Genomic DNA, 23,123 nt, shown 5'->3' with positions numbered 1-23,123 from the left:
TTTAACGAATAATTTACTCAGGATCTTGCAGTTTTACCCGCCAAGTATCTGGGCCTGTTACATGCGCACTTTCACCCGTTGAATCAACGGCGACAGTTACTGGCATATCTTCGACTTCAAATTCATAAATTGCTTCCATCCCCAATTCAGGGAAGGCGACAACACGAGATTTTTTAATCGCTTTAGACACCAAATAAGCCGCACCACCAACTGCCATTAAGTAAACCGACTTATTGTCTTTTATTACTTGAACAGTTTCAGGGCCACGTTCTGCTTTACCTATGGTGCCAAGCAGACCCGTTTCTTCAAGCATCATTTTGGTGAATTTATCCATTCGAGTAGCGGTCGTCGGGCCAGCAGGACCAACAACTTCATCGCGAACAGCATCAACCGGACCAACGTAATAGATAAATTTACCGTTAAAGTCGACATTAGCCGGCAAACCTTCACCGCTAGCCAACAAGTCTTGAATCTTCTTATGCGCGGCATCACGACCGGTTAATATTTTACCACTTAGCAATACAGTTTCACCGGTTTTCCACTGTGCGATGTCTTCTTTACCAATTTCATCCAAATTAACACGACGAACATTTTTGCCGACTTCCCAGGTAATTTCAGGCCAGTCTTCAAGCTTTGGCGGTACTAATTCAGCAGGCCCGGTCCCATTAAGATGGAAATGGATATGCCGAGTTGCCGCACAATTAGGGATCATCACAACAGGTTTAGACGCGGCATGAGTTGGTGCCGACATAATTTTAATGTCGAGCACGGTGTTCATACCACCAAGCCCTTGCGCGCCAATGCCAAGTTTGTTGACTTTTTCGAACAGCTCAAGTCGCATCTCTTCTTCACCTGACTGCGGTCCATTGTCGATGATATCTTGAATATCAACACTGCCCATTAATGACTCTTTAGCCATTACCGCTGCTTTTTCAGCAGTGCCACCAATGCCTATGCCTAACATGCCTGGCGGACACCAGCCAGCACCCATAGTCGGCACAGTCTTAAGCACCCAATCTACAATTGAATCACTCGGGTTTAGCATCACCATTTTAGATTTGTTTTCGCTACCGCCGCCCTTGGCCGCAATCATCACTTCGACTTGATCACCTGCAACTAAGTCGATATGAACGACAGCAGGTGTATTGTCTTTAGTATTGCGACGTGAACCAGCAGGATCAGCAACAATAGAAGCCCGCAACGGATTATCAGGGTTGCAATAAGCACGACGAACGCCTTCATCAACCATTTCTTGAACGGTTAAATCAGAATCCCAGCGCACATTCATGCCTATTTTCACAAAACAGGTCACAATGCCGGTATCTTGGCACAGTGGGCGGTGGCCTTCGGCTGACATTCTAGAATTAATTAAAATTTGCGCGATGGCATCTTTTGCCGCTTTACTTTGCTCGCTGTTGTAAGCTTTTTCCATCGCATCGATAAAGTCTTTTGGATGGTAATATGAAATATATTGTAGCGCGTCTTCGATACTATCAACGAAGTCGGCCTTTTTGATAACGGTCATTGAAAATCCCCTGTATGGTGCGAAACTATTTTGGTTGTTTCAGTCTTATTCTCTTAAGGCTATAATACCCCTGTTATTTGTTCCAAGCCACTAGCAAAAGGCACAACGTCATTAAAAGGTCAAAATGTCTACAAAATTATATGTTAGCTCAGTAAAACTAAGCCAAACCGCGCGCCAATATTTCTCCGCTCTTGCTCAAACTCCGTGGGCCATGTTATTAGACTCAGGTAACAGTAATCATGTAGACAGCAGATATGACATCATTGTTAGTGAGCCTGCCGCGACCCTCACGACCACCGATTCACTTTCAACGATTACCTATATGGCCACCGGAGCTGTAAAGCACAGTAATGACGATCCGCTGTCGTTACTGGAAGCCTTGTTAGCTGAAGTTATTGGCCATAATTTGCCATGCGAATTACCTTTTAGCGGTGGGGCTTTAGGGTATTTTAGTTATGATTTAGGGCGCCAGTTTGAACAACTAACACCGCTGGCGACCCGCGATATCGATTTGCCTGAAATGGCTATCGGCATTTATTGCCATGCTTTGATTTTTGACCGCCTAAACAACAGTATTTCACTGGTAAGCCGCACTAATGCCCAGTGTCATCAAGAAAAACTGACGCAAATACAGCAACCCGTTAATGTAAAACAACAGAGAATCTTTTCGTTAACCACGCCATGGCGCCACCAAATAAACAAAAGCCAATACCAAACCAACTTTGATAAGATTCAACAATATTTAAAAAGTGGTGATTGTTATCAAATAAACTACACCCAGCGTTTCGACTCAGACTATCAAGGTGATGAATATGGGGCCTATCTCGCTTTATGCCAGCATAATGAAATGCCCTTTAGTGCTTACTTAAAATTAGAACAAGGCGCAATTTTAAGCATTTCACCCGAGCGATTCATTCGCTGTGCCGATGGCAAAATAGAAGCAAAACCAATTAAAGGAACTCGTCCCCGCGGCGCCAATGAACAAGCCGATCAACAATTGATCGAACAATTGCGTTGCAGTGAAAAAGACCAAGCTGAAAATTTGATGATTGTCGATTTATTACGTAACGACATTGGTAAATGTGCCAAAGCTGGCAGTGTCACTGTGCCTGAGTTATTTAATATCGAAAGTTTTCCGGGTGTTCATCATCTAGTCAGTACGGTGCAGGCACAATTGGCGGACGATCGCACAGTGATCGATTTATTACGTGGCGCATTTCCCGGGGGCTCAATTACCGGCGCCCCAAAAATCCGCGCAATGAATATCATTGAAGAACTAGAACCGCATCGGCGCGCAATATACTGCGGTTCCATTGGTTATATCAGCGCCGATAATAAAATGGATACCAATATTACTATCCGAACCTTATTGTGTTTAAATAATATTATATACTGCTGGGCCGGTGGCGGTATTGTCGCAGACTCGGATGTCAACGATGAATATCAAGAATGCTTCGACAAGGTGGCAAAAATATTACCAGTATTAGCTAACCTCAATACCGAATAAGCGAGTTTGCCAAGCGATAGAGGGAATATGACCAAAGACCAATTATTATCGTCATTCAATTTGAAACAAATTGAGCCGACGCACAATCAAATAAATTTGGGCAATAACTTGATCCCTAGTGCCGTCTTAATCCCTTTAGTTGAGCGGCATGGCAATGTTTATGTCATGCTCACAAAACGTTCCTCTTTTCTAAGGCACCACCCAAGTCAGATTAGTTTCCCTGGCGGTAAGTCAGAACTCTTTGATCGCGATTTACAAGCCACCGCACTACGGGAAACCTGTGAAGAAATAGGCATTGGCGCCAAACAAATAAAAGTATTTGGTCAGTTGCCCTCACATCACACCATAACAGGATTTCATGTCACTCCTTTTATCGCATTTGTCGATAATAATTATCAAGCAAATATTAATGCCTCAGAAGTGGCCGAATTGTTTGAATTACCTTTACGGGAAGTGTTAGTCAACAATACGCATTTTGCGCTAAAAATCACCCGAAATTCCCTCCAATACCCAGTATATTTCAAACCAACTCATGGCCGACCAATTTGGGGAATAACCGCCGCAATTTTAGAACAATTAAAACGCTTATTGCATTAATGGTTTCCAAATTGTTAGCACTAAAATGGCCACGCCAGACACCAAAAATAATAACATTTGAGCAAACCATGAATTATGCTGCTCTTTATAGCTTAAATACCAGTTAACCCCTAAACACAAAAAACTCGTGCCTGCACAAAACCACAATAAAATCATCAATCGCTCGTAAACTAACACCAACCAATATTGACGTACTTCAATTTGATAGAGCCGAGTTAAAATAGTACTCATTTCTGGCTTAGCATCAGCAAAAGCTAACAGCGCCCAAAACAGTACTCCCCATCCAACAATGGTTAATCCACTTACTATTAAATGAAAAAAGTCAGCAGTTTTGATAATGCTCTCCTTAAATCTATTGCTGTCTTCATGACGCCAGCAATAGATAAAACTTATATGACTCTTTAACAATAGTTCAGATAATGTGAGTCAGCTGCTACTGAATGATGTTTTTTTGTGCTCCATCAATATATATTGCAGTCTTTAGCGTTTTTTTAGCATCAGAGCCTTGTTTATTCGTGTTAGGTAAGTAAGATTGCAGAGTTAATATAAATTTGGAGTATTTATCGATGAGTTTGGCGACTGTTGCCGATATAATTAAGGGATCTGTTCCCGTTGGCGAAATAGCATCTGTAAACGGTTGGGTTCGAACCCGCCGTGATTCAAAAGCTGGTATTTCTTTTCTGGCTATTTATGACGGATCTTGTTTTGATCCTGTTCAAGCTGTTATCGAGAATACTCTAGAGAATTATGATAATGATGTTTTATCATTGACTGCCGGTTGCTCGGTAAAAGTCACTGGTAAGGTCGTTGAATCTATGGGTAAAGGTCAATCCTTTGAACTACAAGCTACTAAAGTTGAAGTTTATGGTTTTGTTGAAGACCCTGATACCTATCCAATGTCTGCTAAACGTCACAGCATTGAGTATTTACGTGAAGTAGCGCATTTGCGCCCACGCACCAACATCATTGGCGCGGTTGCACGTGTAAGAAACACTCTTTCACAAGCAATTCATCGTTTTTATCATGAGCAAGGTTACTTTTGGGTAAGCACTCCGATTTTAACCGCCAGTGATGCCGAAGGCGCAGGTGAAATGTTCCGTGTCAGCACCCTAGACCTAGAGAACATTCCACGCACCGAAGATGGAAAAGTAGACTTTAACGAAGATTTCTTCGGTAAAGAGACTTTTTTAACGGTTTCAGGCCAACTTAATGCTGAAGCTTATGCTTGTGCATTAAGCAAGGTTTACACCTTTGGTCCGACATTCCGCGCAGAGAATTCGCACACTACTCGTCATCTAGCTGAATTTTGGATGGTTGAGCCTGAGTTAGCCTTTGCTGACTTAAGCGATGCTGCTAACCTAGCAGAACAAATGCTTAAGTACGTGTTCAAGGCTGTATTAGCTGAATGTCCAGATGACATGGCGTTCTTCTCTCAGCGCGTTGACAAAGAGTGTATCACTCGCCTAGAAAACATGGTTGAACGTGATTTCGTGCGAATGGATTATACCGACGCCATTGAAATATTGAAAAACTGTGGCAAGAAATTTGAGTTCCCTGTTGAATGGGGCGTTGATTTGCAGTCTGAGCACGAGCGTTACCTTGCTGAAGTTCATGTTGGCGGTCCGGTTATTTTGCAAAACTATCCGAAAGACATCAAAGCATTTTACATGCGCTTAAATGATGACGGCAAGACAGTAGCAGCAATGGACGTGTTAGCACCAGGTATCGGTGAAATCATCGGTGGCGCGCAGCGTGAAGAACGTTTAGACGTACTTGATGCTCGTATGAAAGAAATGGGTATTGAGCCAGAAGAAATGTGGTGGTACCGCGACCTTCGTCGTTACGGCACAGTACCTCATGCCGGTTTCGGACTTGGTTTTGAGCGTTTGGTTTCTTATGTAACGGGCGTGCAAAACATCCGTGACGTGATCCCATTCCCTCGTGCACCACGCAGTGCTAACTTCTAAATAGTATGTTAGTCACTAAAAAGGCGCCTTAGGGCGCCTTTTTATTGCTTGAAGCTTATATAGCTTTGCCATTTAGGTAAGCTATTAATCAAATTAGTACAATGCTTCGCCACACTCTAACGCCAATAACTGACTTTGTCTGCTACTTCAACGGTTTTATGTGGATGCGTTTCGCACTGGTCGGTGCCTAAATACAAAAAGCCCACTATTTCATCTTGATCAGCTAAATCTAATCCTTGTCGCACCACATCGTGCGTCGCGAAATAACCCGTGCGCCAAATACCGCCAAAACCCATCGCCAGCGCCGCTTGCTGCATTGAGAATAACGCACAGGCCGCCGAGCCAACTTGCTCTACCCATGGTACTTTGTCATGTTCAGTATATTTAGCAACGACTGCAATCACTACTGGCGCGCGCAGCGGTGCCTTACGAGCATTTTCAATCAAAGCAGGCGCTACATCGTTCGCTGTTGCGGCATCGGCCAGTAAATCTCCGAATTTGTTACGGCCGTTGCCTGTCATCACAATAAAGTGCCAAGGTTGCAAACCACCATGATCTGGTGCGCCCAAAGCAATTTGCAATAGTTTGTCTATCTGCTGTTCTGAAGGCCCTGGCGCTGCTAATTTACTGCTTGAGTGGCGATTTAATAAAAATTCTACAACATCCATCAATTAATTCCCTACCATTTGGCCCAAAGGACGACCGCCAATCAGGTGCATATGAATATGGTAAACTTCCTGACCGCCATACTCTTTACAATTAATGATTAAACGATAACCGTCGTCACTAATGCCCTCGGCTTTCGCTAGTTTTGCTGCCACAGTGATCATTCGACCCAAGGCTGCTTCATCTTCCGCGACCACGTCATCAACCGTTGGAATGATTTTGTTGGTGACGATCAAAATATGGCTAGGCGCTTTAGGGGTAATATCACGAAAAGCCGTGACCAGGTCATCTTGATATAAAATATCGGCCGGAATTTCCTTGCCAACGATTTTACTAAATAGTGTTTGTTCGCTCATCACTGTATTCCTAACTTATTAAATTCTTACTAAATATTGCCCTATCATAGCAGTTTGCTAGTACTGGGCAAATAAATCAGTAAAATACTATTTATTGTCAATTACTCCCTTAAACGGATTAGCCATGAGCCTCCAGTTACGCTACACAATCGACTTTTCTAATGCCGATCAGCACCTGTTCAACCTTGAGTTACACATTCCTAGTCATCAGCATCAGCAACTCACCCTCAGCCTGCCTAGTTGGCTGCCCGGTTCTTATATGATCAGAGACTTTGCTAAAAACATCATCAACTTGACGGGCACAGAACAAGTCGAGATAACGGCAATTGATAAACAATCTTGGCAAGTTGATACTGGCGGCAAAGCTTGCATTATTCGTTATCAGGTATACGCATTAGATCATTCAGTGCGCACCGCTTTTCTAGATCGTCAACGCGCTTTTTTTAATGGCAGCAGTGTCTTTTTGGCCGTGGTAGAAATGAGTGATATTGAACATTTACTGGAGGTTAAAGCACCACAGTTTAGTAATCAATGGCGAGTTGCGACTGGTTTACCTCGTGGTAATGACACTGCTAAATATCACTTTGGTCACTACGTTGCCGCAGATTATGCCCAGTTAATCGACTGCCCATTTGAAGTAGCCCCTTTTGACCACATTGAATTTGAAGTGGCCGGCATTTGTCATCACTTAATCCTTAGTGGCCGCCACTATGGCGACCTGCCCCGTATTGCGAGCGACTTAACCAAACTTTGCCAACATCATATTGACTTGTTTGAACGTGATATTGAGCAAACGCCGCCCTTTAGTGAATATTGGTTTTTAACCAATATATTGCCCAATGGTTTTGGTGGTCTGGAACACAAAAATTCAACGGCATTGTTATGCTCTACGTTTGATTTTGCCAGCAAAAACACCCCGACCGAAGTTAATGACTCATACCAAAGTTTTTTGAGTTTGGCCTCGCATGAATATTTCCACGCCTGGAATATATGCCGGATTAAACCGCAGGAGTTTATCCCCTACCCGCTCGATCAAGAATGTTATACCCAGCAGTTGTGGGCTTATGAAGGCATCACTTCATACTATGATGACCTTTCTCTTTATCGCAGTGGTATTATTTCGTTTGAAAAGTATTTGAGCTTACTGTCAAAAACTATCAGCCGAGTTAATCGTGGCCAAGGTCAAAACAAACAAAGTGTTATTGAGTCGAGTTTTTATACGTGGACTAAGTTTTACCAACAAGGCGCTGACGCCCAAAATAACATTGTTAGTTATTATACTAAGGGGTCATTGATTGCCCTGTGGTTAGACTTAACCATTAGAGAGCGAAGTCAGTACCAGTACAGTTTAGATGACGTGATGAGAAAGCTATGGCAAGACTTTGGCCGCCCCAATATCGGTACCAAACTTACCGATATTTTTGATATTGCTAGCGCGCTGATTAAGCAAGATTTAACCCAAGAATTACTCGAATTACTCCAGGGTAAAACGGCTATCCCGCTGCAAACTTTATTAGAAAATGTCGGGATTGTACTAGAATCACAAGCATCAAAAGTGCAGTCACCATTAATCCCATCAACTTGCGATCACAACCCTTATCTGGGGATTAGCATTAAAGCAACTGACACTGGCGTTATTGTGACGACTGTCGCGCAAGACTCTCCGGCAGAGCAAGCTGGGATCAACGCGCAAGACCAACTCATCGCTTTTGATAAATTGGTTTTATCGAGCACTAACTTAGCAACCGTGGTCGCCAATTTAACTCTCGGTCAGCCTTTCGCGGTCGATTATATCCGCCAAGGTCAGCTACAAACAACCGAACTAACCTTGGTCGAATCACCACGAGAGTTAAGTAAACTGGTGGTGACTAAGCCCGACTTAACTGTTCGTTGGCAACAGTACTAGTTCTAATTTTAGTTCTAATACTAACGCTAAGCCCAGTACTAACTTTACTGGGCTTAAGAAGCCGTATCGGTTGTTTCTGTTGCTACTGCTGATTTAGACATCGCATTAAGTACAGCTTTAACTAAAGTTGCCAGCGGAATCGCAAAAAACACGCCCCAGAAGCCCCACAAACCACCAAATAACAACACAGCGACGATAATAGAGGTTGGGTGCAAGTTAACCGCTTCACTAAACAACAACGGCACTAACAAATTACCATCGAGTGCTTGAATAATGCCGTAACAAATCACTAGATAGCCAAACTCAGGCTCTAAGCCCCATTGAAATAGGCCGACAATTAATACTGGAATCGTCACAATAGCCGCGCCAATAAAAGGAATTAACACCGACAAACCAACCAATACTGACAGCAAAATTGAATAACGCAGATCCAAGAAGCTAAAGGCAATGTAACTGACCCCACCCACAATGACTATTTCGATTAACTTACCACGGATATAGTTAAGAATTTGAACATTCATTTCTTGCCAAACTTGGGTTGCCAAGCGACGATTGTTTGGAATAAAACGTTTCGCCGCATTAACTAAAAGTGTTTTATCTTTGAGGAAAAAGAAGACTAGCAGCGGCACTAACACCACATATATCATCAAAGCGACAAGATTAATCAATGAGTTAAACGACAATGAGACAATGTCTTGGCCAGCGGCAATTAAATAGTCTTTAACCTCGGTGGTAAACAGATCTATTTGGGTCACGCTAATGTACTGCGGGTATTGATCTGGCAGCGCCATTAAATATGCTTGAGAATGACTCAGCATTTGTGGCAATTCCGCTGTAAAGGTTAGTGTTTGCTGCCAAAGGTTGGGTAAAATACCGAAAACCAATAGCATCATTACCCCAGCCGACAACATTAAAACGCCAATTAAGGCCAGAGTTCGTGGCACTTTCAACCGTTCTAACGCCGCCACCGGCCATTCCAATAAATAGGCCGTAACAATGGCAACCAATAGCGGCATTAAAATGCCAGAAAAGAAATAAAGTAACAAACTTAGCGCAAGCAATATCACAACGAGGGTAACAGCATGGGGATCAGAAAAGCGTTGGCGGTACCACAGGCTTAGCATTTCAATCATTTAACATTTCCTTAAATTAATTTATCTTTACTTGATATTTACAAACATTGTCGCTGGTTTGTTCAAGCAAGCTAATGCTATGGCCTAATTTTTTTATCAACAAGGGAACATCCTGAATGGAACCGGGGTCTGACAATATAAGCTCAAAAATATCATTGATTTGAGCTTGTTTTATATGCAGTTTAGTCATGACTAAAGGAACTGGACAACATTTATGTCTAAAATCTAATACAATCAACTAACTAAACCTGCTTCTTTGCTTGGAACCGCTTATTATGTATTGTTATGGGCTAAAGCTCAAATTTGTCGATGTTTTCAGTAACCTTTAGGATCAGATTATTTTGTTACCTTTGAAAAAGAAATTCACCGCACTAGCACTGGCCTTAACGATAATAAGCCAGTCGAGTTATGGCAGCGCTGCAAATCAATTACCCGACTTAGGCTCCGCGGCAGCGGCGACCTTATCGATAGAAAAAGAACAACGTATTGGCAACGCCTATATGATGAGGTTACGCGGTCAACTGCCCGTGGTTGGCGATCCTTTACTTGAAGAGTATATTCAAGATCTCGGCCATCGACTGGTGGCCAATGCCGATGATGTCAAAACTAAATTTAACTTTTTCTTGGTCGACAACAATGTAATTAATGCTTTTGCATTTTTTGGCGGCTATGTTGGTATTCACACTTCGCTATTGCAGCTTGCAGACACAGAAAGTGAATTAGCCTCGGTCATTGGTCATGAAATTACCCACGTAACCCAACGCCACCTCGCCCGTTCAATCGAAGCGAATGCTCAAACCAATCCTGCGACGGTCGCGGCAGTGTTAGGCTCAATCGTACTGGTTATGGCGGGGGCTCCAGAGGCGGGTATGGCAGGCTTTCATACCTCATTGGCATTAAGTCAGCAGATGGCGATTAACTATACCCGCAGCCATGAGCAAGAAGCCGATCGCATTGGCATAGATTTAATTGCACGCAGTCAATTTGATCCCCAAGGTGCGCCATCATTTTTTGAAAAGATGGCGCAACAGTCGCGTTATGGTAAAAAATTACCGCAAATGCTGATGTCTCATCCCGTGACTGAAGCGAGAATAGCCGACACCAGGATCAGAGCAGCTGAATATGCACCAGTTACCATACCAAGCCAATTAAATTTCCAACTAGCCAAAGCCCGAGTCATCGTTCGCTTTAGTAATTTAGACCCAGTGGCAATTAAGGCGATATTAGAGAAAAAATTTAATCAGCACGATCCCGTGCAAGCCATTGCCTTAAGTTATGGCCAGGCGTTATTAATGCTCGATACAAAACAGCCACAACAAGCTCAAGCATTAATTAAGGCGTTACGACAAAGCGATCGTAATAATCTATTTTACGTCGATGCCTTAACCGATATCTATATTGCACAACGCCAAGCAGACAAAGCCGTTGCAATGCTTAAGCAGTATAACCAAATAATGCCCAACAACGCCGTGGTCGCATTAAATTTAGCCAATGCGTTAATTAAAGCATCGCAGCCCCAGCAAGCCGTCGCTGAGCTCGAACACCTATTGGCTAGTCAGCCAGCTAATGTTACCGCTTGGGGTCTGTTGAAAGATGCACATATCGCGGCTCACAATGCCATCGGCCGTTATACCGCAATGGCCGAAATAGCTGCGCTATACGGTAACTTTGAGCAGGCATTAAAACATCTATATTCAGGCTACAATTTAGTCAAACCACAAGATTCAATTACCAAAGCACGCCTGCAAGCGCGGATAGTTCAGCTACGCCAAGCAAGAGATGACTTGAAAAAATTAAAGATTTAGGCAAGAATTCGCCCTAAACTAATCGTAGAGACAGCTAATGACCCAAATAACCATCTTTCACAACCCAAGGTGCTCAAAAAGTCGGCAAACATTGCAGCTATTGCAAGAAAATAACGCACAAATAACCATTGTCGAATATTTAAAGCAACCGCCAAGCGTGCAACAACTTGAGCAGATTTTATCTTTGTTGAACCTGACACCACGTCAGCTGATGCGCACTAAAGAAGCTGAATATAAAGCGCTCGGCTTAGACAATGAAAACTTAAGCACCAGTGAGCTTATTTTGGCGATGAGCACAACGCCAAAATTAATCGAGCGTCCAATCGTGTTAGCAAACGGCAAAGCCGCCATTGGCCGTCCGCCAGAGCAAGTATTGGAAATATTGTAGATGCAAGCTAAAACTAAATTGTTCATGAACCTGGCGCTCTTTGGCTATTTTGGCCTGCTGATGTTTTTACCACTGTGGCATATCGTTATTGTGCCATCGGTGATGGGTAAATGGACCGTGTTATTGTTAACCGTTGGCCCTCTGCTGTTACCGTTACACGGCATGATCAAACGCAACCCATATACCTTTGCTTGGGCAAATTTCATTGTGCTGTTTTATTTACTGCATGGGCTGACACTCATTTGGGATCGCCCAGACGAACGTCTGTGGGTGGTTATTGAATTGATTTTGGCATCGATGATGTCAATTGGCTGTATGTATTTTGCTAAATATCGTGGCCAAGAGCTTGGTTTGAGCATTCGTAAAAAGAAAACTGACACTGAGTCAGACTCTGAATCTGAATCTAAAACTAATCCCGAAAAATAATGCTCGGCTTAAAGATACAACTCACGGCAAGCACGTTTTAAATAAATAGATATAACTGAAAAGATATTGGGGCGTGTGGATAATTTTCATGGACGAAAAATTGAGCCAACATGGATGTTTTCACGGCGTGTTTACGTAATACGTGCCAATGTCTAGATTAATGCGCTTGCAGTGAGATCCAACTGCTAACGTTCGCGTTAGCAGTTGACTAAACTAGTTGCTAAGCAACAGCCTGCGTTCTTGAGTTAGTGCTTTCAAAAATCTTATCGGCAGACGCAGCAACAAAACCGGTAAATATTTCACCGTTTGCTTTGTTGTAACGTAATGCAAATTCATAAAAGCAGCTAGGAATTGACATAACGCCATCGCTAAACTCAACCTCAACATTGTCAGCCAGCGTTGACGATTGCTCTAACAATACCGCGCTTGATCCTTTAATCTCACCACCGGTACCATTAAGCGCGAATCCAGCCTCTTTTAACGTGTTATTTACCACGGCTATCGAATTAAAATTAGTTAGATAATTAATGCTGACGGTAAAGTGATTAGCACAATATCCCCAAGCTGCGGTCCACGCGGCATATTCACTCTCAGCCAACAACTTTTGATACGTTGGATAATCGATAGACCAATGTTTACCCGAATATAAAAAGTCATCGCTTAATACCGCCGATTCTTCTACTTGATCAACTAAGTCATAAATCACTTGTTGCAGCTCGGGCGAAAAGAGTTCAACCAGTAATTCCGAGATAAAGACCTTTGGCTTGGTTGGATCGCTATGCTCATAATGCTTAGCTCGCAGCTTTTTCTCAACAAACTCATAATCGCCACATTCACGATAACCCACCGCTAAAAAGTGTGCTGCCAGTTTTTCTAAGCCGACCTTTTCAATATTAAAGGTTCGCAATGCAATATGATCATTAATTAAGTCGTCAGCCTGAGTTGAACCTAATAGCTCATGTACTTTCTGAGCAGATGGCGTTACTGCTAGGTAATTTTTCCATAAATTGTTAAAAAGGACATCGACATTGTTATGCATGGTTTTTTCCAGTTATTAAAATATTCGGCGCTAATGTACCAGCCGAAATAGGTAAATTAAAGAGATATAATTAATCGCCAATCCGCTCAACTAGTAAAGCTGGACCTGTAATTGGCGTTAAGATAAGTTGATAAATCTCACTTGATCGCCACTAACAACGTTAAGGGCCGATGCAACTTCAGCGCTCAGTAAAACACGGCTGTTGTCTTTATCATGAAATAGTGCAGCGGTGGCTGTCGCTTTAAACCCTGCAATCGCTTGGTTACAGACAGCATACACAGTGCCATCGCTATTAAGGTGTTCATTATCAACAATGGTAACCGGGCAACGATGGCTGTCTCGGACACTGTTGATTTTATCGAGTCGTGACTCAACCGTTGGCCCGGCATCAAACAAATCGACGTAGCCTCTAAATTCAAAGCCTTCTTTTTCTAACATATTTAACGCGGGCTGGGTTTTTTTATGAACCTTGCCAATCACTGCCTGCGCTTGAGTACTCAGCAGGTTGGTGTAAATAGGATGTTTAGGCATTAATTCAGAAATAAATACTTTGTCACCTATGCCAATAAGATGATCGGCTGTTGGAAAATCAATACTGAAAAAGTGTTCTTGCAACCATTCCCAAAAAGGAGAATGGCCTTCGTCATCTGACACCCCACGCATTTCAGCAATAACCCTGTCAGAAAATCGCTCAGGATGCTCGGCCATAAACAAAAACCGAATTCGTGACAATAGCTTACCGGCAAACCCATGGCGATAATCTTGGCGTAAAAACAAGGTGCAAATCTCACTCGCGCCAGTATATTCATTGCACATGGTTAAAAATTCAACCGTATTGTAAACATCGAGCGCTTGCGAATGATGAACTGACTTACCTTTATGGTAATGATAAATTGGCACACTTAAACCAACAGCCGCTTCAATCGCGGTGGTACCGATAATGGCGCCAGTTTCAGTGTCTTCTAACACGAACAAATAACCTTCATCGGCTGGTGCTAACACGGCTTTACCGACACTAGATTGTGAGCGTTTAATTTTATCAGCCAACAACTGATCATTAACAGGCAACGAGGTAAAACCATGACCTGATTCAATCGCAATTTGTTTTAAGGCGTCAAAATCAGTGGCTTTAATTGGGCGAATAATTTGCATAATATCTGGGTACTTCTTAGGGCATTAAAATTAAATTTGGCTGCTTATACAGCCAAATAGTGCAGCTGGTTTAGTGCTAAATATTAACCAGCAACAACATCGGCTACCGCTTGCTCAAAGCGAGCAAAACCTTCGTCGATATCGGCAACTGGAATAACTAATGACGGCGTGAAACGCATAACATCCATCCCGGCAACCAAATTGAGTAAACCACGGTTGCTTGACGCCATCAAAAAGTCACGTGCGCGCCCTGCATATTCTTTATTTAACACGGCTCCAAGTAATAAACCCTGGCCGCGAACTTCACTAAAAACATGATATTTTTCGTTAATAGCGGTTAAGTGGTCACGAAACATTTTTTCACGTGCTTTAACGCCCGCCAAAACTTCAGTGGTATTAACCGTGTCAAAAACGGCTTCAGCGACAGCACAAGCCAGTGGATTACCGCCATAAGTTGAGCCATGAGTACCTGGTTTTAAGTGCGTTGCTATTGACGTCGTTGTTAACATCGCCGCAATCGGAAAACCACCGCCGAGTGCTTTGGCAGTCGTTAAAATATCAGGGACTACTTTAAGCCCTTGGTAGGCATATAAATCGCCAGTACGGCCAACACCGGTTTGTACTTCATCAAAGATTAATAACGCGTTATGTTTATCACATAAAGCTCGAACACCCACCATAAAATCATTGGTCGGCGAGATAATGCCGCCCTCGCCTTGCAGCGGTTCGATCATCACAGCACAGGTCTTATCAGAGATTAAGGCAGCAAAGGCTTCAAGATCATTATAATCAACGTGATCAATCGCGCCGGGTTTTGGCCCAAAGCCATCTGAATAAGCCGCTTGGCCACCAACGGTCACGGTAAAGAAGGTGCGGCCATGAAAAGCTTTGTTAAAGGCAATAATTTGATCTTTTTGCGGCCCAAATTTGTCTAACGCAACTCGACGGGCTAATTTTAACGCCGCTTCATTCGATTCTGCGCCAGAGTTGGCAAAATAGACTTTGTCGGCAAAGGTTGCATCAACTAATTTTTTTGCCAAACGCAATGCGGGTTCATTAGTCATCACATTTGAGAGATGCCAAATTTTTTCACTTTGCTCTTTCAATGCGCTAACCAGCGTTGGGTGACAGTGACCCAGACAGTTCACCGCAATGCCACCGGCAAAATCAATAAACTCTTGACCGGTTTGATCCCACACCCGAGAACCTTGCCCTTTAACGGGGATCACTGCTGATGGTGCATAATTAGGTACCATCACTTGATTAAATAATTCTCTTGTTACTTGCATCGGGCGCTCCTACACATTCTTAATGATGTGGTTACTTGGGTAATTGATCCGATGTCAGCTGATGCTAACATCGTCAAATCCTATAATTGTGTCATTATGTGTAAGTTTTAATTCAAATAGCAGTGTGTTTTTGGTAAATTTACCGATAATATTTTACATTTTACCCAAGGTAGTTAACAAAATGATAAGTGAGCAAGACGAAAGGTTACTTTGTATACTGCGTCAAAATGCCAGAACAAGTGTGTCAGACCTTGCACGAGCGTTAAATTTATCGCGTTCGACGGTACAAAACCGCATTAGCAAACTTGAAAACTCAGGTGTTATCAATGGCTATGCCGTTCAATACGGCAGTGAGTATATTAAGGATTTAGTGTCAGCCCATGTTTCTATTAAGGTGAAACAGAAATTAACCTCGAAGACGAACCTAGAACTCAAAAAAATTAGCCAAATAATCGAGCTTTACGCGATTAGTGGCGAGTATGATTTAATCGCGATTGTGCAAGCACAATCTTTGGATCAACTTAGCCATACTCTTGATGATATCGGTAATTTAGACGCCGTTGAACGAACCAACTCGTCGGTTATTCTTGAAACTAAATTTAAACGCTAAAAATAAGATAAGTTACTTAAGTGACTAATTTAGTAGCAAAAAAAGTATCATTATTAAACAGCCCCAACGGTGCCTAGTATTTGACGATTTAGTAAACATTCCTAAACAACTCAATTTAGAAAGTTTATTTCGTGGATTTAGCGTTGAGAGTATGATTAAATTTTAAAATTCGTAGAGTCAACTCAGGCTCTCACACAATTAGTTTTTAACTGTTGATATTTCAAGGATGAATTTCATGCATAAAACGAATCAATTATTTGTTTATATCTTACTCGCGCTTTTTGCTGAAACATTAGCGTTAGCTACCGTTTATAATACCTTTGTTGAAGCATTTGTTGTTGGGTTACCAACGCTTGGCGTTGCCATTTTTATGCTTAAGTCGGTACCCAACAGCGTGATCGCCAAACACACAACTGCTTTAGCCGTTATCGTTTTTGCCTGCTTACATATCCATCAAATGAACGGTTTAATTGAAATACACTTTGAACTATTTATTTTAATGGCTGTTTTAATCGTTTTTAATGATTGGACCGTTTTTATTTCTGCCGTCGGCTTAATTGCCGTGCACCACCTATCTTTTTATTTTATGCAAAGCAATGGGTTCAATGTCGCAATTTTCGATGACGGCCGTTTAGCTTTTTCTACCGTTATTATACATGCAGTATATGCGGTAATTGAGGCGGTTATTGCTGGCTATATTGCCAAGATAATCGCTGATGACAGCGTTGGCCGGCAATTAGCGCAAATAACTGAAGAATTAACCTCTAACGTTAATGCAATCGACTTAACCCTTAGAGTCGAAGCGAATGAGAACAAAGTACTTAATAATTTTAATAACCTGCTCTCACTGCTTGACAATGTAGTCAGCGATGTCAAAAAACAAACCAGCCATTTATCGACTAACACGGTTAATTTAATCAACGCTAATCAAGATCTTGAACACTCGTCTGATTTAAAACAACAAGAAACAGATGTTATTGCGACGTCAGCTGAATAAATGGCCGCTACGATTACATCGATAGCAAGAGACACAGTCCAGCTTACAACGCACATGAGCAATGCCAATAAAATCACGCTCGAAACCGCAGAGCAGGTTAAAAGCATTAATGTTAAAAACATTGAGCTAACTCAGGCATTACGAAAAACAAGTTATGATATCAATGAGTTATCCAACTCTAGTGCGGTGATTAACACCGTACTATCAGAAATAACCAGCATCGCTGACCAAACCAATTTACTTGCTTTAAATGCAGCCATTGAAGCAGCGAGAGCTGGAGAACAAGGACGTGGATTTGCGGTCGTCGCTGATGAGGTGAGAACTTTAGCAAACCGGACTAAGGAGAGTACTGACAAAATTGGTGTGACACTGAAAATGCTGATCACCTATTCTAAAAACTCAACCGATTCGATGGATAACTGCAGTAACATTGTTGAAGATATTATTAAAGTTGCCGATGCTGCCAACGATCAAATTAATCAAGCCACTGAGCTGGTTGCCAAATCAAATGATATTGCGATGAGTGTGGCGACTGCGATGGAGCAGCAAGACGTTACAACCACTGGCATCGCTCACAGTTCAGAGAAATTAAGACAAACGGTACTAGAAGATATTCATAAAGCTCAGATTTTGTCTCAAGAAACCGAAAATATTAAAGCAGCGTCAACCTCGATGGAGCAAAGTATTGCCAGCTTCGTCTAAAGGCGCAATGCCGTTTCATTACCTTGTATTGGGGGGCTGGTTAATGCTAGTCGTGTTAGCCGCGGTGTATTTTATCCGGTTACGGTTAGTTTCCTTTGACCCAGACCAAATGTTAAAAGGGATCGAAAGTGATTTATTTATTTCCGAAATTAAGCGTTTAGCGGGTTTAGACAATGAGAAATTATCGAATACTGTCATTCACTTCACTGCGCCCAATTGTCATTGTACTCAGTTTGGTGAAGCGCATAAAAAAGCAATCAATACATCTGCAATGTCTCAAGGCTTTAATATTGTCAATGTGCAGCTCGATCCGACAGATTTAAATACGATAATCCCATCCACCCCCGCTGTTTTATTGGTTGACAAGCTAGGCCAGCTTTTATATTTCGGCCCGTATTCCCAAGGGCTGGCATGCTCTCAATCCAATGGTTTTATTGAAACGGCTTTAAACAATTATAAAATCGGGCTTAGTGCAAAACTGATCCTAAGTGAGACACAAGGTTGTTACTGCAATACCTAACTTTTAACCATTGATAGTGTTGGTGTTGGTGTTGGTGTTGGTGTTGGTGTTGGTGTTGGATAAAGTAAGCTTGCTCAAGATGTTCTTACATCGATGTAAGCATATCTTGAGCAATCCAGCAGCAATTACCGAGGCGCTATTGCCTAAATACTCGGCTTAAGTAGTGAACGTAGGCATCAGGACGTCCGCCGAAGTACCGATGGCTTTACAACGAGTTGTTACAATTAATCGCTGCTCGTTGGCGGTTAAGTTGCCACCATAATAGCGGCATCACCACTGAAATAAGCAGCAATACATAACCCATCCGTTCGCCCAAGCTCCAGATCAATGCGACACAAAATACACTGCCACAAATGATCAAAGGTCGATTTTTATGACTAAGTAACTTACACGCCGCCAACATCGTGGCTAAATAAATCACCACAAAAACGCCGTTGCACCAAGCAATCAGTACTTCAATATCTTGTCCGCTGAGATAAGTTACTGACAGAATAATCGCCATTGCCAGCAACACTGTGCCTAATGCCCTTGCCGGTTCGTCATGTTGATTGAGGTTAGAAAAATACCGTGGTAAGACCCCGTCATTGCTAAAACTCCAAACTAACCGCGATACACTGGCGGCATAGACGTTAACAGCGCCAAGACCAGCTGCAATACCCAATATACCGATGACCTGTGCGCCATAACCACCAAGCAAACGATCAAAAACCCCGATCATTGCCAACTCAGTAACACTGGGTATCGCCAACAGCAACCAAGTACACGCCAAATAAACTAAACCCACCAATAAAGTACCAATCATCATCGCGGGCAGTAAATCTTGTTTGGGTTTCCGAAAGTCACTGGCTAAATGAGTCATCGCTTCAACCCCGAGAAAACTCCAAAAGGCGATGCTGGCAGCTGACATGATTAAGCTAAATTTGGCGGGATCTGCAGCCTGTACTAACGGATCTGAATTGACTAACTCAGGTTGAATACCGCTAGCGCCGAACAGCAGCATAATAACCGCGACTATGGTCAGCGTTAAGACAAATTGCAGCGTCGCCGATGTCTTAATGCCACGATAGTTAACCACAAACAAACCTGCTAATACCGCTAGTTCACAGGCTAGTTTAGCCAACGGACTCAGTGTTACTAGCGGCTCAACAAACTGGAATGTCAGCAAAATTGCGGCCGATGCACCCAGCGGCACCACCAATAAAAATATCAGTCCAATCGTGCGACCAGCAATCGGGCCAAAGGCTTGCTCGACAAAATACGCCGGTCCTGCCGCATGAGGAAATGTTGCCGCCAAACGACCAAAAACTAAAGTAATAGGTATGATGGCAAGCGTCAGTAGTAACCACGCGATAAAAGCGCCCTGACCGGCAATAGCGATAGTCATTTGCGGTAAAATAAACACCCCTGTGCCCAATAGCGTTGTAGCCATTAAACCGGCACCTTGCCAGCGGCCAATTTTTGACGATTTATGAGTCATAACGTTTCCTAGTTGTTTGATATTTTGGTTATTATACCCTTCTACCAGTAATCGAATTGCCGCTATTAACCAAGTAAAAGCCAGAAATAACCGACATATTGTCGGCTTACTACTGTTATTCAGGTAAATTGTCGGTCAAGAGTTGTTATCATGACTATTGACCAACAATTATCATTTGTAGCTATTTTAGAGGATACCGTGGATAAATTTAATCAAGCGATCATAGCCCAATTACGAAAAAACGCGCGGATCAGCGTGTCGACTATCGCACAGACGGTAAACCTGTCGCGCTCTGCGGTATCTGAGCGGATCAATAAATTAGAAAAAACAGGGGTTATTCGAGGGTATCAAGTATTGCTCAGTGAATCAGAAAAATCGGCAATCTCGATATATTTCGAGATCCAGCATCGGCGTCGGCATTGTATCGAAATCGTAGAAATTTTCCGCGCAATCCCCGAAGTAGTTAGCTGTAGTAGCATTACTGGCGATATGGATTTACTGGTGTTGGTAAAAGCCGACTCAATGCAACGGATCCACAAGATCCGCGAACAATTAGATATGGAACCCGACATTACTAAAGTAAAAACCCATGTTGTGCTCAGTGAATGGATTAATAATAGTCTTAGTTAACCGAGTTCTGGGTGAAAGTTTTGCAACGCCATGAAAATAAACGAATACAAACATAGTTAACACCCAGGGATGAAATTTTAGTGGAAATCACAAGTTCTCTGCACCAAACAGAAATTAAGTACCGGCATCCATGCAGGCAAGGCGTTTTCACGAATCAATAGCGGGCTATTGGGAGTAAAAACAACGCTGATAGGTGCTAAAAAAAGTGTTATTGGGAATAATTCACTTATCCGGTATTCAAGTTAGTAAGGCTTAGTTCTGCTATCGCTAATGCATTAAGTGATTAAAACTTCAATGTTTCTTTAATAAATGGAATAGTTAACTTACGCTGAGCCTGTAATGAGGCTTTGTCCAAACGATCGAGGGTGTCGAACAAGGTCCGCAAATCACGATTAAGGCGATTAAACAGAAACCGTGCGACATCATCGGTCATCATCAGTCCCCGCGACTCTGCACGGCGCTGCATAGCGGTTAGTTTGTCTTCATCAGACATCGAGTTAACATGATAACTCAAACCCCAACTTAAGCGTGATGCTAAATCCGGTAAATTAAAATTGCTTTGACCTGGCGCGTTGTCGGCGCTAACTATCAATTTACCGCCCGTTTCACGCACGCGATTATAAAGATCAAAAAGCGCTTCTTCCCACATCGGATTACCGGCAACTTTTTCAATATTATCAAGACAAATTAGCGACACCTGATGCAAATTTTCTAGAATGGCAACGCTCATGCTCGGGTAAAGCTCAAAAGGAATATAAAAAGTACTTAAATTTTGATTTTGCGCTGCGGCACAACAGGCATGTAATAGGTGTGTTTTACCTGATTTAGGCGCGCCCCACAGATAAACGAACGACCTATCGTCGTCTTGGGACAAACCAGCGAGCAATGCTAATATTTCTTCGTTGTTACCAGGATAAAAACTATTAAAAGTTTCATCATCAGGCAAATAAACTGGTAACGACAATTGTCGAGGATTAGACAAGCTTTTTCTCTATACTATTTCAAAACACGCCAATAATAACATTGGCAAGAATAGACACGCAACTAAATGCCTTTACAAGCTCGCTGTTAGAGTAAATAACAGCCTAATTTATGCCAATAAACTGGCTTAGCTTGATATTTTACAATGCCCAGTGGAACATTCGCTCGGTTTGACCTAACAACGGAGGATTGTTCAACAATTTTTTATCCAAACTAATTACATCAATTAACGAGTCTGAACGACCAAAGATATTGAGGTTAAATGTAAAGATTTGGTTGTTTACTTGCGATACTTGCAATGAATCGACGGCTTTAAGTGACAGTAAATAATTCGTCACCGCTGCATAGATTTCGATAGAATCAATCGCTGAGACATTAAAAGAAAAGCTACTGGTTTTTGCTTCCGTATTCACGCTGTATTGATGACCAAAGAAATTACTGCTTTGCTCAACCAGCGCCATTAACGCCTGCTTAGTGCTCGGATACTGACCACGGCCACTGCTAATAACTTTGGAGAATTGTGAATTAAAAGCGTTACTGCTGGTTGGAACTCGGTGAACAACCCATTTAATCGTCGCACCAGCCTGGCGCGAAACTTTTGCAATAATAACAAAATCAGCACGGTAACGTTGACTAGCAAGACCAATTTTATCAGAGAAAAGTCCCCACACATCAGTCATGCCTACTTTTAATCGGTCGTCAAGATCCCACAACGGTAAGATAACGGGCAGCCCACGTCCTCGAGCTTGGCGGGTTAGCACACTTGCGTAGCTATTACTCATTTGCTCTGTTACTACTTGCCGTTTGTTATTGGCGGTTTCATAGGCGACCCAAATCGCGACTGTTGGTCGGGTATTGCCCCAAATTGGCACCGCTGCCGATTTTAACAAATCATCCACTAATTGTTCATTAAATCTGGCGCTTAAACGTAAACCACCTGCCTCACTAAAATTAAATTCAGCAGTATAAGCCAAAGCATCTGCCAGCCCTTGCTTGATAGTGGCATTGTTTAACACATTAGTCTGGCCCGATACTTTTATTAATACCCGACCCAATAACCTCGATAACATCTTATTGCGCACGCTGGCACTTTGGCTTGAAACGGGTAAATTTGCACTATAGAGCCCTTGAACTGTCTGTGCAGCAGCAACCGACCAGATAAGTTGCAAGGTGAAAAGAGCTAATATAAAGAATGGTTTCACGTAATTAGGCTTTATTTAATAAGGATGAATAAATTGTATCACAACTGTTTAGCATTACATTTTTTTGATTTAAATTTCTGCACCGCCTTGGTTGCCAAACTAAGGAACTCGGCCTCAACCGTGCGCCAGATCAAGCTTTTTCACCATGAACCAACAAAAATAGTGAAATAAATCTCACTTTTCGATGTTTTCTGGCGCAACAATACGCTAAAATACGCGCAAAATTTACAGCCAATCAGGTAGAAGGT

General features: G+C 42.4%; 24 protein-coding genes. 12 read left to right on the top strand and 12 right to left on the bottom strand.

Annotation, left to right across the window (positions count from 1 at the left end; genetic code table 11):
- Positions 1-13 precede the first annotated feature (13 nt).
- The gene (locus tag HRU23_00365) at positions 14-1,525 is read right to left on the bottom strand and encodes a fumarate hydratase (protein ID NRA52583.1); all 1,512 of its coding nucleotides are present in this window, start codon (positions 1,523-1,525) and stop codon (positions 14-16) included.
- Positions 1,526-1,649: 124 nt separating this feature from the next.
- On the opposite strand from HRU23_00365, the gene pabB reads away from it, so the two are divergent.
- The gene (gene pabB, locus HRU23_00360) at positions 1,650-3,032 is read left to right on the top strand and encodes an aminodeoxychorismate synthase component I (GenBank protein ID NRA52582.1); all 1,383 of its coding nucleotides are present in this window, start codon (positions 1,650-1,652) and stop codon (positions 3,030-3,032) included.
- Between the two features lie 27 nt (positions 3,033-3,059).
- Positions 3,060-3,629, top strand: coding sequence for a CoA pyrophosphatase (locus HRU23_00355; protein NRA52581.1), 570 nt, complete (start codon positions 3,060-3,062; stop codon positions 3,627-3,629).
- Here HRU23_00355 and HRU23_00350 read toward each other — a convergent pair.
- Positions 3,618-3,860: a hypothetical protein gene (locus tag HRU23_00350; GenBank protein ID NRA52580.1), complete on the bottom strand. Its 243-nt coding sequence runs from the start codon at positions 3,858-3,860 to the stop codon at positions 3,618-3,620. The two genes, HRU23_00355 and HRU23_00350, sit on opposite strands and share 12 nt — an antisense overlap.
- A gap of 335 nt (positions 3,861-4,195) precedes the next feature.
- Here HRU23_00350 and asnS point away from each other — a divergent pair, with 335 nt between their 5' ends.
- A complete protein-coding gene (gene asnS, locus HRU23_00345; protein NRA52579.1) occupies positions 4,196-5,596 on the top strand; it encodes an asparagine--tRNA ligase in 1,401 nt (466 codons plus the stop codon).
- A gap of 116 nt (positions 5,597-5,712) precedes the next feature.
- On the opposite strand, the gene HRU23_00340 is transcribed toward asnS, so the two are convergent.
- On the bottom strand, positions 5,713-6,264 hold the full coding sequence (locus HRU23_00340; GenBank protein ID NRA52578.1) for an NAD(P)H nitroreductase: 552 nt from the start codon (positions 6,262-6,264) through the stop codon (positions 5,713-5,715).
- Positions 6,265-6,267: 3 nt separating this feature from the next.
- Positions 6,268-6,618 carry an HIT domain-containing protein gene (locus HRU23_00335; protein ID NRA52577.1) on the bottom strand — a complete coding sequence of 117 codons (351 nt, stop codon included), beginning with the start codon at positions 6,616-6,618 and terminating at the stop codon, positions 6,268-6,270.
- 124 nt (positions 6,619-6,742) lie between these two features.
- Between HRU23_00335 and HRU23_00330 the strand changes: the two genes are divergently transcribed.
- Positions 6,743-8,524 carry a M61 family metallopeptidase gene (locus HRU23_00330; protein NRA52576.1) on the top strand — a complete coding sequence of 594 codons (1,782 nt, stop codon included), beginning with the start codon at positions 6,743-6,745 and terminating at the stop codon, positions 8,522-8,524.
- A 53-nt stretch (positions 8,525-8,577) separates the two neighbouring features.
- Here HRU23_00330 and HRU23_00325 read toward each other — a convergent pair whose 3' ends face one another.
- On the bottom strand, positions 8,578-9,657 hold the full coding sequence (locus HRU23_00325; GenBank protein ID NRA52575.1) for an AI-2E family transporter: 1,080 nt from the start codon (positions 9,655-9,657) through the stop codon (positions 8,578-8,580).
- Between the two features lie 16 nt (positions 9,658-9,673).
- Entirely contained in the window at positions 9,674-9,847 is a 174-nt protein-coding gene (locus tag HRU23_00320; protein ID NRA52574.1) for a sulfurtransferase TusA family protein, read from the bottom strand.
- A gap of 151 nt (positions 9,848-9,998) precedes the next feature.
- Here HRU23_00320 and HRU23_00315 point away from each other — a divergent pair, with 151 nt between their 5' ends.
- The 3 genes from HRU23_00315 to HRU23_00305 are packed head-to-tail and all read left to right on the top strand — an operon-like array spanning position 9,999 to position 12,276.
- A complete protein-coding gene (locus HRU23_00315; protein NRA52573.1) occupies positions 9,999-11,462 on the top strand; it encodes a M48 family metallopeptidase in 1,464 nt (487 codons plus the stop codon).
- Between the two features lie 37 nt (positions 11,463-11,499).
- Positions 11,500-11,850 (top strand): arsenate reductase (glutaredoxin), encoded by a 351-nt coding sequence (gene arsC, locus HRU23_00310; protein ID NRA52572.1) that lies wholly within the window; start codon positions 11,500-11,502, stop codon positions 11,848-11,850.
- A complete protein-coding gene (locus tag HRU23_00305; GenBank protein NRA52571.1) occupies positions 11,851-12,276 on the top strand; it encodes a DUF2069 domain-containing protein in 426 nt (141 codons plus the stop codon). It begins immediately after the preceding gene.
- A gap of 220 nt (positions 12,277-12,496) precedes the next feature.
- Here HRU23_00305 and HRU23_00300 read toward each other — a convergent pair whose 3' ends face one another.
- The 3 genes from HRU23_00300 to HRU23_00290 form a co-directional block, all read right to left on the bottom strand.
- A complete protein-coding gene (locus tag HRU23_00300) occupies positions 12,497-13,315 on the bottom strand; it encodes a DUF1338 domain-containing protein (GenBank protein NRA52570.1) in 819 nt (272 codons plus the stop codon).
- A 117-nt stretch (positions 13,316-13,432) separates the two neighbouring features.
- Positions 13,433-14,467, bottom strand: coding sequence for an arginine N-succinyltransferase (gene astA / locus HRU23_00295; protein NRA52569.1), 1,035 nt, complete (start codon positions 14,465-14,467; stop codon positions 13,433-13,435).
- 83 nt (positions 14,468-14,550) lie between these two features.
- Complete coding sequence (locus tag HRU23_00290) at positions 14,551-15,756, bottom strand: aspartate aminotransferase family protein (protein ID NRA52568.1); 1,206 nt, start codon at positions 15,754-15,756, stop codon at positions 14,551-14,553.
- 181 nt (positions 15,757-15,937) lie between these two features.
- Between HRU23_00290 and HRU23_00285 the strand changes: the two genes are divergently transcribed.
- The 4 genes from HRU23_00285 to HRU23_00270 all read left to right on the top strand — a co-directional run bounded on the left by HRU23_00285 (position 15,938) and on the right by HRU23_00270 (position 18,585).
- The gene (locus HRU23_00285; protein NRA52567.1) at positions 15,938-16,366 is read left to right on the top strand and encodes an Lrp/AsnC family transcriptional regulator; all 429 of its coding nucleotides are present in this window, start codon (positions 15,938-15,940) and stop codon (positions 16,364-16,366) included.
- 235 nt (positions 16,367-16,601) lie between these two features.
- Positions 16,602-17,363, top strand: coding sequence for a hypothetical protein (locus tag HRU23_00280; protein ID NRA52566.1), 762 nt, complete (start codon positions 16,602-16,604; stop codon positions 17,361-17,363).
- Complete coding sequence (locus HRU23_00275) at positions 17,364-18,065, top strand: hypothetical protein (GenBank protein ID NRA52565.1); 702 nt, start codon at positions 17,364-17,366, stop codon at positions 18,063-18,065.
- A complete protein-coding gene (locus tag HRU23_00270) occupies positions 18,049-18,585 on the top strand; it encodes a hypothetical protein (protein NRA52564.1) in 537 nt (178 codons plus the stop codon). Before HRU23_00275 ends, HRU23_00270 begins: the two co-directional genes overlap by 17 nt.
- Positions 18,586-18,790: 205 nt before the next feature.
- Here HRU23_00270 and yjeH read toward each other — a convergent pair whose 3' ends face one another.
- On the bottom strand, positions 18,791-20,062 hold the full coding sequence (yjeH, locus tag HRU23_00265) for an L-methionine/branched-chain amino acid transporter (GenBank protein ID NRA52563.1): 1,272 nt from the start codon (positions 20,060-20,062) through the stop codon (positions 18,791-18,793).
- A gap of 198 nt (positions 20,063-20,260) precedes the next feature.
- On the opposite strand from yjeH, the gene HRU23_00260 reads away from it, so the two are divergent.
- Positions 20,261-20,692, top strand: coding sequence for an Lrp/AsnC family transcriptional regulator (locus tag HRU23_00260; protein ID NRA52562.1), 432 nt, complete (start codon positions 20,261-20,263; stop codon positions 20,690-20,692).
- Between the two features lie 283 nt (positions 20,693-20,975).
- Here HRU23_00260 and hda read toward each other — a convergent pair whose 3' ends face one another.
- Positions 20,976-21,674 (bottom strand): DnaA inactivator Hda, encoded by a 699-nt coding sequence (hda, locus tag HRU23_00255; GenBank protein NRA52561.1) that lies wholly within the window; start codon positions 21,672-21,674, stop codon positions 20,976-20,978.
- A 139-nt stretch (positions 21,675-21,813) separates the two neighbouring features.
- The gene (locus tag HRU23_00250; protein ID NRA52560.1) at positions 21,814-22,875 is read right to left on the bottom strand and encodes a DUF2066 domain-containing protein; all 1,062 of its coding nucleotides are present in this window, start codon (positions 22,873-22,875) and stop codon (positions 21,814-21,816) included.
- Between the last annotated feature and the right edge of the window lie 248 nt (positions 22,876-23,123).

The organism is Gammaproteobacteria bacterium, from assembly GCA_013214945.1.
In the GTDB taxonomy this organism is placed as follows: domain Bacteria; phylum Pseudomonadota; class Gammaproteobacteria; order Enterobacterales; family Psychrobiaceae; genus Psychrobium.
Note: the sequence above shows the minus strand (reverse complement) of the source record. Positions and strands in the feature narration are given on the sequence as shown.